The organism is Bacillus sp. S3 (genome assembly GCF_005154805.1).
Classification (GTDB): Bacteria; Bacillota; Bacilli; order Bacillales; family Cytobacillaceae; genus Neobacillus.
Genome location: NZ_CP039727.1, coordinates 5,142,540 through 5,159,004, shown reverse-complemented (window position 1 = coordinate 5,159,004; position 16,465 = coordinate 5,142,540). Strand labels below are relative to the sequence as shown.

13 protein-coding genes and 1 pseudogene are annotated in these 16,465 nt (G+C 45.1%); 7 read left to right on the top strand and 7 right to left on the bottom strand.

Annotated features, from left to right (window positions below; translation table 11 throughout):
• The first annotated feature begins 70 nt into the window (after positions 1 to 70).
• On the top strand, positions 71 to 1,174 hold the full coding sequence (locus FAY30_RS24575; protein WP_223820845.1) for a glycosyl hydrolase family 18 protein: 1,104 nt from the start codon (positions 71 to 73) through the stop codon (positions 1,172 to 1,174).
• A gap of 165 nt (positions 1,175 to 1,339) precedes the next feature.
• On the opposite strand, the gene FAY30_RS24570 is transcribed toward FAY30_RS24575, so the two are convergent.
• The gene (locus tag FAY30_RS24570) at positions 1,340 to 2,014 is read right to left on the bottom strand and encodes a coiled-coil domain-containing protein (protein WP_149872303.1); all 675 of its coding nucleotides are present in this window, start codon (positions 2,012 to 2,014) and stop codon (positions 1,340 to 1,342) included.
• Between the two features lie 313 nt (positions 2,015 to 2,327).
• Between FAY30_RS24570 and FAY30_RS24565 the strand changes: the two genes are divergently transcribed.
• Positions 2,328 to 2,588, top strand: coding sequence for a hypothetical protein (locus FAY30_RS24565; RefSeq protein WP_149872302.1), 261 nt, complete (start codon positions 2,328 to 2,330; stop codon positions 2,586 to 2,588).
• On the opposite strand, the gene FAY30_RS27380 is transcribed toward FAY30_RS24565, so the two are convergent.
• The gene (locus FAY30_RS27380; RefSeq protein ID WP_190284771.1) at positions 2,566 to 2,730 is read right to left on the bottom strand and encodes a hypothetical protein; all 165 of its coding nucleotides are present in this window, start codon (positions 2,728 to 2,730) and stop codon (positions 2,566 to 2,568) included. The two genes, FAY30_RS24565 and FAY30_RS27380, sit on opposite strands and share 23 nt — an antisense overlap.
• Positions 2,731 to 2,831: 101 nt before the next feature.
• Between FAY30_RS27380 and FAY30_RS24560 the strand changes: the two genes are divergently transcribed.
• On the top strand, positions 2,832 to 3,251 hold the full coding sequence (locus FAY30_RS24560; protein ID WP_149872301.1) for a VOC family protein: 420 nt from the start codon (positions 2,832 to 2,834) through the stop codon (positions 3,249 to 3,251).
• A 52-nt stretch (positions 3,252 to 3,303) separates the two neighbouring features.
• Here FAY30_RS24560 and FAY30_RS24555 read toward each other — a convergent pair whose 3' ends face one another.
• The 3 genes from FAY30_RS24555 to FAY30_RS24545 form a co-directional block, all read right to left on the bottom strand.
• On the bottom strand, positions 3,304 to 6,396 hold the full coding sequence (locus FAY30_RS24555; RefSeq protein ID WP_149872300.1) for a DEAD/DEAH box helicase: 3,093 nt from the start codon (positions 6,394 to 6,396) through the stop codon (positions 3,304 to 3,306).
• 306 nt (positions 6,397 to 6,702) lie between these two features.
• Positions 6,703 to 7,869 carry an IS256 family transposase gene (locus tag FAY30_RS24550; protein ID WP_149868193.1) on the bottom strand — a complete coding sequence of 389 codons (1,167 nt, stop codon included), beginning with the start codon at positions 7,867 to 7,869 and terminating at the stop codon, positions 6,703 to 6,705.
• A 460-nt stretch (positions 7,870 to 8,329) separates the two neighbouring features.
• Positions 8,330 to 9,964: an SWIM zinc finger family protein gene (locus tag FAY30_RS24545; RefSeq protein ID WP_223820844.1), complete on the bottom strand. Its 1,635-nt coding sequence runs from the start codon at positions 9,962 to 9,964 to the stop codon at positions 8,330 to 8,332.
• Positions 9,965 to 10,805: 841 nt separating this feature from the next.
• On the opposite strand from FAY30_RS24545, the gene FAY30_RS27995 reads away from it, so the two are divergent.
• Complete coding sequence (locus tag FAY30_RS27995) at positions 10,806 to 12,605, top strand: Ig-like domain-containing protein (RefSeq protein WP_190284770.1); 1,800 nt, start codon at positions 10,806 to 10,808, stop codon at positions 12,603 to 12,605.
• A gap of 143 nt (positions 12,606 to 12,748) precedes the next feature.
• On the opposite strand, the gene FAY30_RS24535 is transcribed toward FAY30_RS27995, so the two are convergent.
• Positions 12,749 to 13,186 (bottom strand): hypothetical protein, encoded by a 438-nt coding sequence (locus FAY30_RS24535; RefSeq protein WP_149872299.1) that lies wholly within the window; start codon positions 13,184 to 13,186, stop codon positions 12,749 to 12,751.
• 154 nt (positions 13,187 to 13,340) lie between these two features.
• On the opposite strand from FAY30_RS24535, the gene FAY30_RS24530 reads away from it, so the two are divergent.
• The 3 genes and pseudogenes from FAY30_RS24530 to FAY30_RS24520 all read left to right on the top strand — a co-directional run bounded on the left by FAY30_RS24530 (position 13,341) and on the right by FAY30_RS24520 (position 14,795).
• Positions 13,341 to 14,111, top strand: a complete 771-nt coding sequence (locus FAY30_RS24530; RefSeq protein WP_149872298.1) for a GNAT family N-acetyltransferase — start codon at positions 13,341 to 13,343, stop codon at positions 14,109 to 14,111.
• A gap of 6 nt (positions 14,112 to 14,117) precedes the next feature.
• Positions 14,118 to 14,554 (top strand): annotated as a pseudogene (locus FAY30_RS24525) (SMI1/KNR4 family protein).
• A 37-nt stretch (positions 14,555 to 14,591) separates the two neighbouring features.
• Complete coding sequence (locus tag FAY30_RS24520; RefSeq protein WP_149872297.1) at positions 14,592 to 14,795, top strand: serine kinase; 204 nt, start codon at positions 14,592 to 14,594, stop codon at positions 14,793 to 14,795.
• A gap of 490 nt (positions 14,796 to 15,285) precedes the next feature.
• Here FAY30_RS24520 and FAY30_RS24515 read toward each other — a convergent pair whose 3' ends face one another.
• Positions 15,286 to 16,248: a cell wall-binding repeat-containing protein gene (locus FAY30_RS24515; RefSeq protein WP_149872296.1), complete on the bottom strand. Its 963-nt coding sequence runs from the start codon at positions 16,246 to 16,248 to the stop codon at positions 15,286 to 15,288.
• Positions 16,249 to 16,465 lie beyond the last annotated feature (217 nt).

Sequence of the window (16,465 nt, the reverse complement as noted above, 5' to 3'; positions counted from 1 at the left end):
GGAAAATCAATTCGTGAATAAGATGCACCTTTTCTAATCAACTTAAGAAATAGGAAGAAGGTGTATTATAGTGAAAAAATGTTATCGGCCATTCACGATCATTTCTTTAAGCATGGCCTTATTGCTACTGTCATCCTGCAGTCAGGTACAATCAAAAAAGGAACCCAAAAAGGATAAAACGCCTCGTGAGGTTTTAGGGTTCTATACGGAAAAGGAAGGAACGTATCCAGGGTCTCAACCTACCGTTGACTCGCAATCGGCCCGTTTAAGCATTATTGCCCCCTTTTGGTATAAGCTTGATGATAAACGACCGGGCAGTCTGATCGATTCCGTTACCGCAGATCATAAGAAAAAGGTTATTCAGCGTGCTCATGAAAAAGACATGAAGGTATATATGGTTGTACATAATCTCTTTTATGAAACTGTGGAGAAGGGCAAGCAGGTAGCGAGTACTGTACTCGATAACGAGAACAACCGTAATGTTTTCATTCAGAACTTACGCAATGAAATGAAGCAGTTTCAATATGACGGGATGAATATTGATATGGAAAATTTGTATTTGACGGACCGAGATTCCTTTAGTCTGTTCATTAAAAAATTGACTGAGGCACTGCACGAGGATGGAAAAGCAGTGACGGTTTCAGTCCCGGCAAACACAGGTGATTCCCGTGCAAATCCCTGGTCGCCGTGGTTTGATTACGAAAAACTTGGTCAATATTCAGATGGGTTAATGATTATGACATACGATGAACACAACCCTAGAACAAAACCCGGTCCATCTGCATCAGTCGATTGGACTGAAGCAACGATTCGTTATGCTTTGAAAAATAAAGTACCATCTTCAAAAATTTTACTCGGTATCGCAAGTTATGGATGGGACTGGGATACAACAGCAGGCAAGGCCAAGTATAGCTCCTATAAAGAGTTAATGGATCAGAAGAAAAAATACAAAGCGAAAGTTCAATGGGACTCCCGTTCGCAAACCCCTCATTTCAGTTACGTAGATCAAGAACAACATAGCCACGAGGTATGGTTTGAAAATAGCGATAGTCTGGAGTTTAAACTCAACCTTGTAGAAAAATATAACTTACGGGGGATCGGGATTTGGCGGCTCGGCTTAGAAGACCCCGTGTACTGGACGACCATACCCGAGAAAATAAAAGTAAAAAAGTGATGGGATGGTCTCCAAACTTCTGAACGTATGGGAAAACCCTTTTTATGGGGTGAGCTTCCAGTGAGTAAAGGTGAAAGATAAAACGGTGGTAACAATGATAAAAAGGGCTTTTAGAAGCCCTTTAATTTCTTTTGGATCATCTCATCATATGGCGACATACATAATTCAACTATCAAATTCTTTTCGAAGCTGGATCATATATGAAATGTCTACTCCTAATAGATCCGCTAATTCTTTGTCATTCGCTTTTGGGTGCTGTTTCAGCAATTGTTTAAGCATTTTCTTTTGAGATTTCCGCTCTGCTTTCTGCACCGATTTTTCTTCCTTAGTTTTTGGCTCACTTTGACCGTCGGATAATACAGATACAACCTCGCTTAACGAATCCATTTTTTCTTTGGACTCTCCAATTAATGATTTTTTATTTTTATTGGGAAATTTCATTTCGTTTAGTTGTTTATGAAGTTTTGCCATTTCCTTTTTGCTATTTTCTAGACTTACAGCAAATGACGTAATTACTTGTTCTTTAATGCCAATAACTTCTTTTAGATTCTTAAGCTGCAATTCTTGCTCAGCTACTAGACTTCTTAACTCGCCAATCAATGTTTGATTATTTTCATTTGTTTTTCGCATTGCGGCTATTTGCTCTTGGAATTCCGCTATTTCTTTATTGCTGTTATCAAGGCCTGCAATAAGTGAAGCTATATCTTTTTTGGTTGCCAGTTCCTCTTTTAAATAAATTTCTTGTTTAACCATGTTAGCTACTAGTTCATTAATACGAGTTGTTTGGGCTACAAGTTCCGATGGATCTTGATCATCATTACCTGTGACTACAGGTTCCATTCCTTACTCCTCCTTTTGATTAAGTATTCAAGGCTAAAAAATAATCATAATTATCAAATCGATCACGAGAATCTTTGCCATTATTGCAATACTATATGATGGTAGGAAAAATATTGAATGGACAAGTGTCTGAATTCAATAATTAATTATATAAAGAAGTTAATTATTCAACTTTTAATCCAATTAGGTTACAAAGGGGCACAGCAAATGATGGGATAGATTTGAATTTGTATTGCTATGAACCTCTTCTGTAAATATATTTCTTCTCCTTGGACAAACTTATTTTGTAGATTTAATCAAGGAGGAATGAACGATGGTACACGATTTTAAACAGGAAATGGAACGTATTTGGGCTGAAACGTGTGGTTCATGGGAAAATTGTACGGAGAAAAACATTCAGTCTTTCTTAGCACAATGCCTAGAAAAGAGCATTGACCCACAATATTGTATGAGTTGGGTCGAGCAGCATAGCAACCAAATCCCTGATTGGTCAGCCGTTTCGAAGGTATCTCTTGATTGGGTAAATGAACATACGTCAACTGGTTCGCCTATTAACGGACATGAACCTCAGTAACAAGGAGAGAAATACTCTCTACTTTTTTTGCAGATAGGAAAGTATAAACTTTCCTATCGTGCATAAGTGCAACTTCGCCTCTGTCCTCGCCAATCGGCGAGTTTTCTTTATGCTTGAGGTTATACCGTTCCTGCTTTTGCAATGGAATTCCTCCTAAAAATTCACACCTATTCAAACTAACTTTTGATAAAATGGGGCTGATTAGGTAAATAGATTAATCGGTAATACAGGAGGAGAAATAGGGTGAATGAAAAATTATTGCGGGTAGGCACTACGTATATCCCCGTTTCAAATGTAGAACGTTCTGCTGAATGGTATGTAAGCAAATTGGGGGCAGAGTTAAACTATAAAGATGAAGAAAAGGCCATTGTTGATTTGGCGAACCAAAGTATTTTCCTCGTTAAATCAAGAGAAAATCAAAGTGCAAATTTCTATGATGTGCATGGGGAAGAGCGTTTTTCTATCACATTCGAGGTCAATGGATTAAAGGCTCTAGAAGAAATACATACGAACTTTAAGGAAAAAGATGTAAGAGTGGGAGAGATTGAAGACAGAGGACATTCCGGGAGAAACTTTGTTTTTTATGATGTAGATGGGAATAAATTTGATGTGTGGAGTGAACTTAGTCCAATCTTTAAAGAAAAATATTTAGGCAAGTCATAATGGAGGAATGGCCCAGTACAGTACTGGGCCATTTCATTTTTTAGTGGTGCCATCACCCTAAATAAACTAGGTCCTTCAGTTCATCAGTCGACAGCTCGGTGATCCAGTTTTCACTTGTAATAATTTGATCATTTAAATGCTGCTTTTTCTCGAGCATGGCGTCAATTTTCTCCTCGAGTGTTCCGGTGCAAATCAGCTTATGCACGTGGACGAACCTGGACTGGCCAATCCGGTAGGCGCGGTCAGTGGCCTGGTTCTCAACGGCCGGATTCCACCAGCGGTCATAGTGAATGACGTGATTCGCCGCCGTCAGATTCAAACCGGTTCCGCCCGCCTTCAACGACAGCAGGAACACCGGGAACTCGCCGGCCTGGAACCGCTCAATCATGCGATCACGCTGCGCCTTTGGTACACTTCCATTCAAAAATGGCACCTCAACGCCAAATTTTTTCTTCACTGTCGTCCGGATCATTTCACCCATCTCGATATATTGTGTGAAAATCAGACAGCTTTCACCCTGCTCCAACACCGCATCCACCAGCTCGACAAGCTTCTCCATCTTATTTGAACGATCGAGAAGATCGCGTGACGCGGCCCGCTCTTTTAAATAAAGCGCTGGATGATTGCAAAGCTGCTTCAAGCGGCCGAGCATTTGCAAAATTAACCCCTTGCGCTCAAAGCCCGATAATTTTTCAATTTCAGCAAATGTATCGTGGATCAACTGCTCGTACAGCGACGCCTGTTCGGCGGTCAATGGGCAGTACTCCTTTTGCTCCAGCTTATCAGGGAGATTCAGGGCGACTTCTTCATCCTTTTTCGTCCTCCGGAGCAGGAACGGCCGAATCAATGATTGCAGCTGCTGTACCTTTTCCTTTTTCTCATCCTTTTCGATGGGAATGACGAATTTTTTCTGGAATTGGCCCATGCTGCCAAGATAGCCGTGATTGGCAAAATCGAAGATCGACCATAGCTCGGAAAGGCGGTTTTCCATCGGCGTCCCCGTTAAAGCGATGTGGTGGCTGCCGCGGAGCCTTCTTACTGCCTTCGATTGCTTCGTTTGCGCGTTCTTGATATTCTGCGCCTCATCAATCGCAATCGTACTCCAAATTTTAGACTCGAACTCCTCGGAATCCAAGTGGCTTAGTCCATACGAAGTCAACACTACATCGGCAGCGTGAACCTTCTCGGAAAAAGCCTCCTCCTTCAGGCGGTTGGACCCGTAATGCAAATACACCTTCATCTCAGGAGCGAAACGCTCCAACTCCTTCTGCCAATTCCCCAGCACCGACGTCGGACAAATAATCAACGCCGCCCTCGTCGGAACCTTGTTAACGGTGTCAGGCACCAATTTGTGACTCCCCACATTGTTAACAGTGCTAACCGCGGTAGCATTACCCGCATTTACCGTGTCAACTATGTTAATAGCATTAACGGTGTCAGGCACCATTTCTTGACTCTCCACCGTGTCAACTGTGTTAATACCGTCAACGGTGTCATCCACCGCCATTTCATCTTTGACCTTCAATAGATAGGAGATGAGTTGGACGGTTTTGCCGAGGCCCATGTCGTCAGCGAGGCAGGCGCCGAAGCCGTACTGCCGGAGGAACCAGAGCCAGCTCATGCCAAGCTGCTGATACGGGCGGAGTTCGCCATTCAGCCCTGCCGGAACGTCTTCTAATGGAATCTCGTGCACCTCTGCCAGCTGCTTCACCATTTGCTTCCATTGCCGATTCAGCTCGATTTGGATCTTCGCGAACGCCTTCGGATTCTCCAGTTCATCCTCCCCGGCCTCGCCGCTCTCTACCAGCTCCTGCTCGAGCAAATCGCGGACATGCAACCCTTCCTTTTCGGCACGTTTCATCAAATCCTGTATTTGTCGAATAAACTGCGGATCAAGCTTCACCCAGCGGCCGCGGATATAGACAAGCCGCCGTTTCTCCTCGACAAGCTTCCCAAACTCCTCCTCGGACAAATCGACCCCGTTCATCGAAAAGCGCCAATTGAAATCAAGCATCGCTTGCAGCCCGACGAACGATGGACGGTGGCTCGAGGAACCCTTCAGCGACGCCTTCACCTTCAAATTGGCATTTTTCATCGCCTGCCACCAGGAAGGGAGGAGGATCTCCACATCCAAAGCCAGCAGCGTCTCACTGGCCTCTGTTAAAAACATCCACGCTTCTTCCTCAGTCAAATGCGTCTTGAAAAAGCCATCCTCACCCAGCCACGGAATCAACCGGACCCAGCGTTCCCGCTCACGGTCGACCTTTTCTAAAAATGGACGCCATTTCGCAGGAATCTTTGCCGAACCTTCGATATCAACAATCTGATCAACATCTTTCTTCCCGCGTAAAAATACATCCAGGGTCCACGGGCCCTCACCGTCTACAGGTTCATCCAGCCTCAGCCCAATCGTAAAGGGCGTATCGCTTTCCTTAATTCCGACCCACTCAAGCCAGCTTTCTTCATCAAAATAACGGGCCAATTCGACACCGGATATATTTTGCTTTTTCAGCAGTTCCAGTTTCGGGCCGAACAGCTCCTTCATTGCTGAATTCCTGGTCAAATAGGCATCAAGGGCGCTGTTATATAAATCGGAAATATAGCTCTTGGTCGTGCCAAGACCTCTAGCGGAGGCACCGTCATCAGCCTCTGCCACATCATCATCAGCCTCTTCCTCATGGCCATCAGCGGGGTCATCGTTAGAATCAGCATCCATCTTTTGTTCCCAAAAGGAGGGATCAAATTCATCCTTTACCCGTTCCGGCAGCTTCCAGCGGAACTCACCGTGCTCCCACACCGAGAAATCCGGCAGCCAATCCTTTTCGACGATGCCCTCGTAAAGAGAGAAGGCAGCAGCCAGACAAATCTCCGACTGATCGTTCCAATCCCACTCAATAAAGCGGTTAAACGACTCCTTGGCAAAAAGGGAAACCAGCTGCCAGCCGCTCACAACAACACCCTCAACGTCGTTCACCGTTTCCGTCTCAAGAATCGTCCCAAAGAAGCTTTCCTCATGGCTGCTAAAAACGAGGTTCTTCCACCTGAAAGGGTTCATATAGGCACCACGCTCATCCTGAGCCGTCAGAAGAAAGCGCCCATCCCCTAATTTAGTTGTCAGCAATTTCAAAAACCTAGTTTTCAGCATACATAACGTGCTCCTTTAAAAAATTGGCTGTTTTCGTATAGAATGTTGCAATTTAAATGATTGTGCACTTAAAAAGTCAGTCAAGTCCTTGATTTTGTGTAAATTTGCTAAACAATGTTTTTAACCAAATTTTGTTATGTCAAATATATATGATCAGCCACTTATCCCCTTAACATTTTTCGAGCGTTACTTCCATGGGTTTCAATCTCCATATCCAGTCAAGGGTGTCAAAGGCGGTTTTTCCTTTGATACCCTTGACTGGATATGGAATAATCCATAATTGGAAGTACGTTGAAAATTAAACATCTACCTTTTAATAGATTTCTGCTTCGAATAATTGGTTTCTTGATAGTGCATTAAAACAGCTCCTACTAAACGAAAAGCAGATTGTGTATTAGGGTAAATTCGAATTACCTTTTCTCTTCTTCGGACTTCCTGATTTAATCGCTCAAGAGAATTTGTACTACGGATATGACAACGGATATCTTCTTGGAATTCCATATATTGTATGGTATCTTCGAAACCATCATCTAATATTTTCAGAGCTTGTTCGTATTTAAGATTGTCCCCAAACTGACTCATCAGTTCACCTTTAAAATTCCGCATATCCTCAATTGTGACTGCATCAAAAATACGCTTAATCATCATACGTATTTCCGCTGAGTCCTTTTTTGGAAGCCTTTCTATGATATTACGTTTAAAATGGACGTTACACCTTTGCCAGCTAGTCCCAATAAATTCACGTTGAATCGCTTTTTGAAGCCCCTGGTGAGCATCTGAAATGACTAGCTTTGGGGATTGAAGACCACGTGATTTTAGTTGTTGGAGAAAGCGACTCCAACTTTCATAACTCTCAGCGTGATCCACACTTAACCCAAGAATTTCACGTGTTTTGCTTTCAGTGATTGCAGTGGCTATATAAACAGCCTTAGAGACGACACGATGATGTTCACGAACTTTTATATACATGGCATCTACAAAAACAAAAGGATAATACCTTAAATTTAAGGGCCGTTTGGCCCAGTCATTAATAATAGGATCAAGCTTTTGAGTAAGTGAAGAAACAAACGATTTTGACTTACTTTCACCACAAAGTTGTTCCACAATATGTGTAACTTTACGTGTAGAAACGCCATTGATAACCATCTCTAGCATAGAGAGTACTAACGCCTGGTCACAACGTGCATATTTCTCAAAAACCGTAGGTGAAAACTCACCATTTCGAGTCCTAGGAACCTTAAGTTTTATCTTACCGATACTCATCGTTAACTCACGTTCGTAGTAGCCATTTCGGTAATCACGACGCTCAACAGAGCGTTCATATGCAGCGGCGTGTAAGTAATCATTTCTTTCTTTCTCCATGTACTCATTCAAAACCAGAACAACAGCTGATTTAACAACGTTATCTATATTTGAATTCATTACTGAGTCTTTTAAAAGTTCCAAATCTAGGCTAAACTGTAATTGGGTCATTTTTATTCCTCTTTTCTATGTTTATCGTGGTTGTTAAACATTGTAGCCAAGTAGGATAAAAATGACCCTTTTCTTTTTACACAATTATACGGACTTAATCAAAAAGTCACGAATACGATGTAAAATTACACCGTAACAGCAAATTAATCTGATTTATCGGCGATTTATGGAAGTTTATCAGCGAATTTTCAATTATATCGGCGAATCCAACCATTTTATCAGCGAATTTTTAATTATATCAGCGAATCCAAAATAGCAACAAACGTTTAGAAAAGAGCCTTAAAAAATTAAATAATGGGCGGTTTCAACGATGCCAGGCACACCCTCAAGGTGCTCATTCGTGTCCACCTGGAGTGGAATGTGTCCACAAAGGGTGTCAGGCACCATTTACCATTTAATGGCACCGAGAAACCGCCAAAACCGCGGACTCCGCCAAACCGCAGTACCCGCCGCAGTGGGGTTAAGCCTCAATCAATTTACTCCGCCGGCACTCCTCGTGAAATGCCCGCAGCCGTTTCGTCCGCTCCAGCAGCGTATCCAAAAAGTATTCCCAGTCGTCGACGCGCTTCAGCTTTTTATAGAGCGTCCGCAGCTTCTTCAAATGCCGAACCGCCAGCCGATAGCTGGCGCGATTTTTCTGGTCAATCTCGCGCTGCGCCGTCTGATGAAGCATCGACAGCAACACCTCGGGCTGCTCCTTCTCCACCACTTTCAAACGGTCCTTCGGCAAATCGTAAAAGTCCAAGCCGACAAACGCCTGAAGCTCGCCCCAGCGCTCAAACTGCCCGCGCTCAAACAACATATACTCATACTCGCCGAAACTATACGGAAGCATCACGAGCAGCGCCCGCTCATACAAATCCAGCCGATCACTTTCGGCACAATACGTCGCCACGGTCCGCAGCGCACTCCTTGTGAACATCGCACAACTCTGATAGCCGCCGAGCGTATCCAAATACGGCTTCACTTTTTGCAAAAACAGTTCAATCACCGGCCCGACACGGCGCCACGCCTTCAAGCCCGACAAATACTCAATCCAATACACCAAGTACGGCGTAATTTCCTCCGCCTGAAACATCCCGACCAGCTTCAACGCCCGCTCATCATCCCCGACCAGCAAATTCAAATGCACCCCGGCCACCATCAACGGCAGCGGGCTCTCCCAATCCTGAAGACCCTTCAGACCTGCGTGAATTTTCGCCAGCTCCTCCTCACGCCACTCCTTCTTTTTGAAAAAATGCACCCACAACAGCCGGTACAAATAAATCCGCTCGTACGCAAGCCCCTTCGCGCACGTCATTAGCTCAAACGCATCGTCCTTCAGCCGTTCAATAAATTCATCAAACGCAAACGGCAGCGACTGCACGCCAATTTTCACCGCCAAATCCTCAGCATCATCGAGCATTTGCTGGAACAAATTCAAGTAGGCGCGCTTCACCGTGATCTCGTCATGCCCGTGCTGGTCACTCAGCGCGGCCAGCTTCCGGAACGACACCACCAGCCCGACCAGCTCATAGAGCAAACGCCATTCCTGCTCAACCGGGGCACTCGCGTGAATCCGGCGCTCGTAAATGCCGAACAACTCGGGAATCACATACGGACTCGTGTACTTTTTCGAAGCAAGCAGCGTATCAAAGCTCACCTCAAACGAATGCACCCAGCGGCTGTAGTCCGGCTTCAACACCCCGTTCGCCTTGACCAAATCCTTCGCCGTCTGCATCCCCCAGCCAGCCACCGCCTTCTTCTCGCGAAGCGGTTCGCGCCAGTCCGCCACCCAATCCGCAACACTGCCGACCTTCGAATACGCGGCGAAAAACACCGCCAGCTGATGGCGGCACAAGACCTCCGTCGGGCACGAACACTCACTCAGCGGCATAAAGTTGAGATCCAGCTCCACCTTAACCGGCGTCACATCCTGCACAACCGCCGTCACCGTGGTATCCCCAATATGCAGCTGCTGCACCAGCCCTTGCCGATACAGCATCAACCCCTTTTGCACAAGCTTCGCATCCTCCGCGTCATTCGCATTCATCAAATCCCGCAACTCAGCAGAAAATTCATGCAACACTTCATGAGCAGGCATAGACTCCTCCAAGGCCGCAACCCCCTTTTTGAAAAATAAAGATCAAACCCATTGAAAAAATAAAGATCAAACCCACGTTTCTATTTTTATAAAAATCCGCCCATCGCACGCCGGACCATCATTTAAAAAAATCCATATTCCACTATTATACCCAAAAAATCGCGATTAGAGGAGAGGGAGGCTTGGAAATTCGATTGTTTGAAAATTCCTCGCAGATTTTTTCAGTCTTCTCTCTTACAAAATCAATTCTAAAATCCAGTCAATGGTGTTTTAGCCCGATTAACTTCCAAATCATCTCGGAAAAAGCCAGCAAGATATTTTAATAGAATTCATAAGAGCCCGTTTCGCCGAAAATCTTGTTGAAAAGGTATCCAATAGAGGTTATAGGAGCCCGTCCTGTCGGAGAAATCATCAAAAGGGTATCCAATAGAGGTTATAGGAGCCCGTTCCGTCGGAGAAATCCCCAAAAAGGTATCCAATAGAGGTCATAGGAGCCCGTTCCGCCGAAGAAATCCCCAAAAGGGTATCCAATAGAGGTTATAGGAGCCCGTTCCGCCGGAAAAATCGCCAAAAGGGTATCCAACAGAGGTTATAGGAGCCCGTTCCGTCGGAAAAACGATCAAAAGGGTATCCAATAGAGGTTATAGGAGCCCTTTCCGTAGGAAAAATCCCCAAAAGGGTATCTTACAAGACTCATAGAAGCCCTACCCGCCGATCATCTCACGAAAAAGGTATCTTATAAAAAATAAATCCAACTGGAGTGTCTCAGGTGATTCCTTCAACTTGGATTCCCTGATAAAATATTGTTAGTTTATAAAAAAATGGTAGTTTACGAGATTGAGGGGGATATGCCTTGGGCAAGAGAATGATTGCGGCACTCACAACGTTCATGTTGGTTGTGCCGAGCGCGGGACTTGCGAATACGGGCGCAGAAAGCCGCGGAAACAGCGCTATAAAAACAACCACGGAGCCATCGTCCGGCGGGACAACCATGTCTTCGCAGCCAACAGAACAAGCAGGACGCACTACAACAGAACCGGAACCGAATTCACCAACAATTGAGAGCGTCACCATCACTCCGGATGACGCAAAACCGGGAGACATCATCACCATTATGACAAAAATCAACTCACCGGTGTATGGGATCAAAAAGGTGCAGGCCAACCTCAACGGTTCCACGGGCAAGCAAATTGACCTGAGCTACAACAGCACGAACGGCACATGGAGCGGCACCTATCAGGTCCAGAACTACGACCATCAGGGAAAATGGCATCTGGACTTCTATATTTATGGAAATGAATATTGGTGGTACCGCGACACGGACCAGTCGATCACCGTGGTCAATCCGAACGAAGACCGGGTGAATCCTGTCATGACGAGCTTCAACATGGAGCCTCAGCTGGTGAAAGCGGGCGAGCCATTTACTGTCACGGTCAAAGCGGCCGACAATTCGGGAATCAAGTCGGTGAAGGCCGATTTTCGGATGCCGAACGGCTCGACGATGGTCGGGCAGCCGCTGACCTACGACAGCAAGACCGATCAGTGGAGCTTCAGTTACACTTTCTCCGGAAACACCGAACCGGGCACCTGGGGCATGATGGTCCAAATCACGGATTTGGCCGGCAACGTGACAACCGAAAGTAAGGACTTTGAACTCGCCAATGCGAACGCGGATTACACCCCGCCAAAGGTCGAGAACATTTCCGTCAGCAAACAGGCACTCAATCTAGGGGATCTGCTAAAGGTCACAGCGAAAATAACTGATGACAAATCAGGGGTCCTCTCAGCCGAACTGCATTTTTCTGGGAGAAATTACTACCAATCCCAGCTGGCCTACAATCCTGCCACCGGTTTATGGGAAACCACTTTCCAGGTGGGACGCTTTATGGAAGCGGGAACCTATAAGCTGGATCTGCAAGTGTACGATAAGGCCCAGAATTTAGTCTATCCGGAAATGAATCAAACGGTTCGGGTTCTTTTAGCAAAGCCTGTGGTCAATCAGGTGACCGACAGCGATAAGGCTGTGACGGGGATGTCACAGGCAGGGACGAAAATCGAGGTAAAAGCGGGCGAAACGGTCATTGGAATGGCCACGGCCGGTGCAGACGGCAGCTTCACCGCCCCGATCGCAGCCCAAAAACAAGGAACCAAGTTAGTTGTTTCAGCAACCGCCGATTCAGAAAGTGCTACCGAGGCAGCAACGATTACCGTTACAGCGAAAAACCCAACAGGCTGGGTAACCACCGACGGCAAGCGCTACTATTATGATCCAGTCACCTTTAAGCCGAAAACAGCCTGGTTTCTGATCGGCACGACCTGGTACTACCTCACCGGCAGCGGTGCAATGGCGACCGGCTGGCAAAAGGTCAGCGGGACATGGTACTACTTCCACAGCAGCGGCGCGATGCTCACCGGCTGGCAAAAAGTCGGCACAACTTGGTATTACCTTCACAGCAGCGGCGCCATGGCCACCGGCTGGCTAAAAAGCGGCACGACCTGGTACTATCTCGATAACAGCGGAGCGATGCGGGTCGGCTGGTTAAAACTTGGCACAACCTGGTATTACTTTACCAACAGCGGCGCCATGGTCACCGGCTGGGCCAAAATCGCAGGCAAGTCCTACTACTTTTACAGCAGCGGAGCATTAAGGTAACCGGATAATGAGTCGATTGATTAAGACATATCTAGCCGCCAATCACGTTGATTGGCGGCTACATTTGTTTTTAGGGGATAATCGTCGTTCCGCTGTAGATGAAATCATGCGCATATTATTGCACATGACATTCATTCCATCGGTCAGCTTTCCATATTTTTCGATGGTTGAGTAGTCTGGAACAACCCCACGATAAAGGTCAAACCAGCCACAATGGGAATGATACTTGATGAATTTATTTTAAACAGCCAAAGCGGGAGCGGGTCATTGCTAAAGAAAGAAGAGAAGGTCGTAGTAGAAACCAAAGTAAATACGATTGGGCTATAAAATGAAATAATGAGACATGGAAGGGTGATGCACAGTAATAAGGATGTATTGATTTTAAACGACCATACTTTTACGAAAAGGAGGGAAATGTAAACGCCAAATAAAAAAGGGACCATGGAATCAAACCAAAATAGCGGCAATACATTAAACGTTTCGCCAACGGTTTGTTTGATTGTCCGTTCCAATTGGTAAACGATGAGCAGGAATCCAACTAGACCTGCAACCCATAATAATTTCAAGCCCCATTTAACCACAATAAAACCCCCTTATATCAAACTCTATATTTTAACTTCATATAAATATCCAATTTCCTTTGTTGAATATATGCGGCCCGACCATTAAATAATTCAAGAAGGATTACCGCTCCCTTTTATTGAATTATTTGTATGAACAAAAGGGGGAAATGTAGTGAAAGCAATGGAAATGGTAGAGTTAGACGAAGAGAACTTAGACGATCAGGGATGTTATTGCCTTCGCAGCAAGCCTAATTCAACCGGGTACATGAACAAAAACAAATGGCTGACGGAAAGGTTCTATGAAGGTTTAAAGTATATAAAAATCATGGAGGACTGCAAACCGGCGGGGTTTATTGAATATACGCCGATTGAATATTCTTCAAGAGTTGTCTATGGCGAAAATTATTTAGTGATTCATTGCTTATGGGTGAATGTAACCGGAAAAGGCTATGCCTCGAAATTGATTAATCAATGTATTCAAGATGCTAAGGAACAAAATAAAGCTGGCGTGATTGTGGTAACAAATCCAAACACTTCCTGGACCCCCAGTAAGGACATTTTTATAAAAAATAACTTTATCGAAGTGGACCGTGCACCATATGGTTTTGAATTACTTGTTCATAAATTCGGGAACGCCCCTGACCCCTATTTTCCAAACGATTGGGAAGAGCGACTCAAACCTTTTAAAGATTTAACCATCCTGCGGACACAGCAGTGCCCATTTGTAGAGATAGCAACTGTTAATGTTATCGAGGGAGCAAATAAATTAGGCATAAACGGAAAAATCATTGATATCAAAAACAGGGAAGAATTGTTGAGACTTTCACCCACACCCTATGGGATCTACGGAGTTATTTTTAAAAATAAATTAATAGCATTCCATAGACTTACCGTGCACTCTGCGATGAAACGATTAAAAGAGTTATCCCAAGAAGGAGTTTGATGATCCATGTGGAAAAAATATATCACCGCCATTTCGAATGAATATCATTTTAAAGAACCCGCGACTGAGAGCGAAATTTCACAAATTCAAAAAGAATTAAATGTCGAACTGCCAGATGAATTAGCCAGCTTATTTAACGAAACAAATGGTGTTTTCGACAAGTGGAATTGTCTCTGATTTGGTCCACCACTCAAATGGTCAAGGACAATCTATTTTTTAGAAACTTTGAGGATTATAAAGATATTTACATGCCGTTTGATCATCTATTCTTTTTCTCCGACGCAGGGAATGGCGATTTATTTGCCTACGCCATTTTAAAAAATGGAACCATCGAAAAAACCGATATCTATGTGTGGAATCACGAGGATGACAGCCGGACCTGGGTAGCCTCTTCATTAGAGCAGTTCATTGAAGGCTGGGTAACAGGTAAAATTTCGGTATAGTTTTTTACCCATTCCTGAAAGGAGGATTAAGATAAGTTTGAAATTACTTTTTGCTATTTTACTCATGATGTTAGGCAGCATTTTGATTGCATTAACCATTGATAACCTTGGTCAGATAGGTAACATAATAAAGAATATAATAGGGGTTGGATGTTATCTAGGGGCGGCTTTTATTGCAAAAAGGAAAGGGAAACCCGCTCATTACCCGGAAAGAGAAAAAAGAAAGTCGATCGGTAAATGAAATCGGGTTACATTAACCAAAGCAAGAAAAAGAGGGCCCCATCGGTAAATGAAATCCAGTTACATTGACCGAAGCAAGAAAAAGAGAACCTCATCGGTAAATGAAATCGCGTTACATTGACCACAGCACGAAAAAGAGAGCCCAATCGGTAAATGAAATCGGGTTACATTGACCAAAGCAAGAAAAAGGGGACCTCATCGGTAAATGAAATCGCGTTACATTGACCAAAGCAAGAAAAAGAGGACCCGATCGGTAAATGAAAGCCAGTTACATTGACCAAAGCAAGAAAAAGAGAGCCCCATCGGTAAATGAAATCCAGTTACATTGACCAAAGCAAGAAAAAGGGGACCGCATCGGTAAATGAGCCGGGGTTACATTGACCAAAGCAAGAAAAAAACCACCCATTCGGTAAATGAACCCAACACCAATGAACCAAACCCCACAAAAAAGCCAGTCCCCGCACCCCAGGGACTGGCCAACTAACTTTAAATCAATTATACTCGTAATCAAAATTTCCAGAATAGTAGTGGTGGAACTTGTGCGCTGCGTCGAAGTAGTCCAGCGACACCCGGAACGCCTTCCCGTCTTTGTCCCAAAAGACGAGCATGATGACATCTGCGGCACCTGTTCCCAAATCCTCAGCGCCAAAGTCGTCGGCACTCCACTTCACAGCCTTAAAATCACCTTCGCCCGCAACCTTCAACGTATAAAGCCAATACTTTTCTCCTTCAATTCCAACCAGATCGTGGTAGCCCGTTCCAACCTTCTCAACAAGCTCAGCCTTGGTGATCCCGACATTAATCGACTTTTTCAAATCCTCGACCACCGACACCACCGCCGCACTCCCGGCATTCGACATTCGGCCATCATCCATCAAGTAGTACCCGCTAACGAAATTCTGCCGCATCATCCCGCCAGACCGTGGATCAAAATAATACCGGCCGCCGGCAAGCTCCTGCCACCCCGTCACCATCGCACCACTCTGATCCAAGAAGTAGGTCATCCATCTTTCCTGAAGCCAGCCCGTCCGCATCGCTCCAGAATAACTCAAATAGTACCAGCGCCCGCCATCGAGCACCCATCCAGTCTTCATCGCGCCCGACTGACTCAAATAGTACCAGCGTCCGCCATCGAGCATCCACCCAGTCTTCATCGCGCCCGACCGATCCAAGTAGTACCAGCGCCCGCCATCAAGCACCCAGCCGGTCTTCATCGCGCCCGACCGACCCAAGTAATACCAGCGCCCGCCATCAAGCATCCAGCCGGTCTTCATCACACCAGCCCGGTCCAAATAGAACCAGTCCTTTCCGTCCAGCAACCAACCCGTCCGCTTCACGCCAGCATCCACATAACGCCACTTCCCGCTATCAACCGTCCAACCCGCCGACGCCACACCCGGAACCCCCAGCAGCAGCAATGCCCCCAACATCAAAGTCCAAACCTTTTTTTTCAAAATGAACTCACCTCATGTTTTTATGACCTGTTAACCTATTAAAATTAGTCCAAATTGCTGAAAATCCTTTTTAAATCGTCAGACAAAATTTGCATCCCCCGAATTCGATAAAGTCAAACAAAAAAGGAGAAATTTCCCCCCAAAAAACCATGAGAACCATCGATATGAACCCAAAAAGTCGTCGATAAAAAGCCGAAAGTGGTTGATAGAAGCTGAA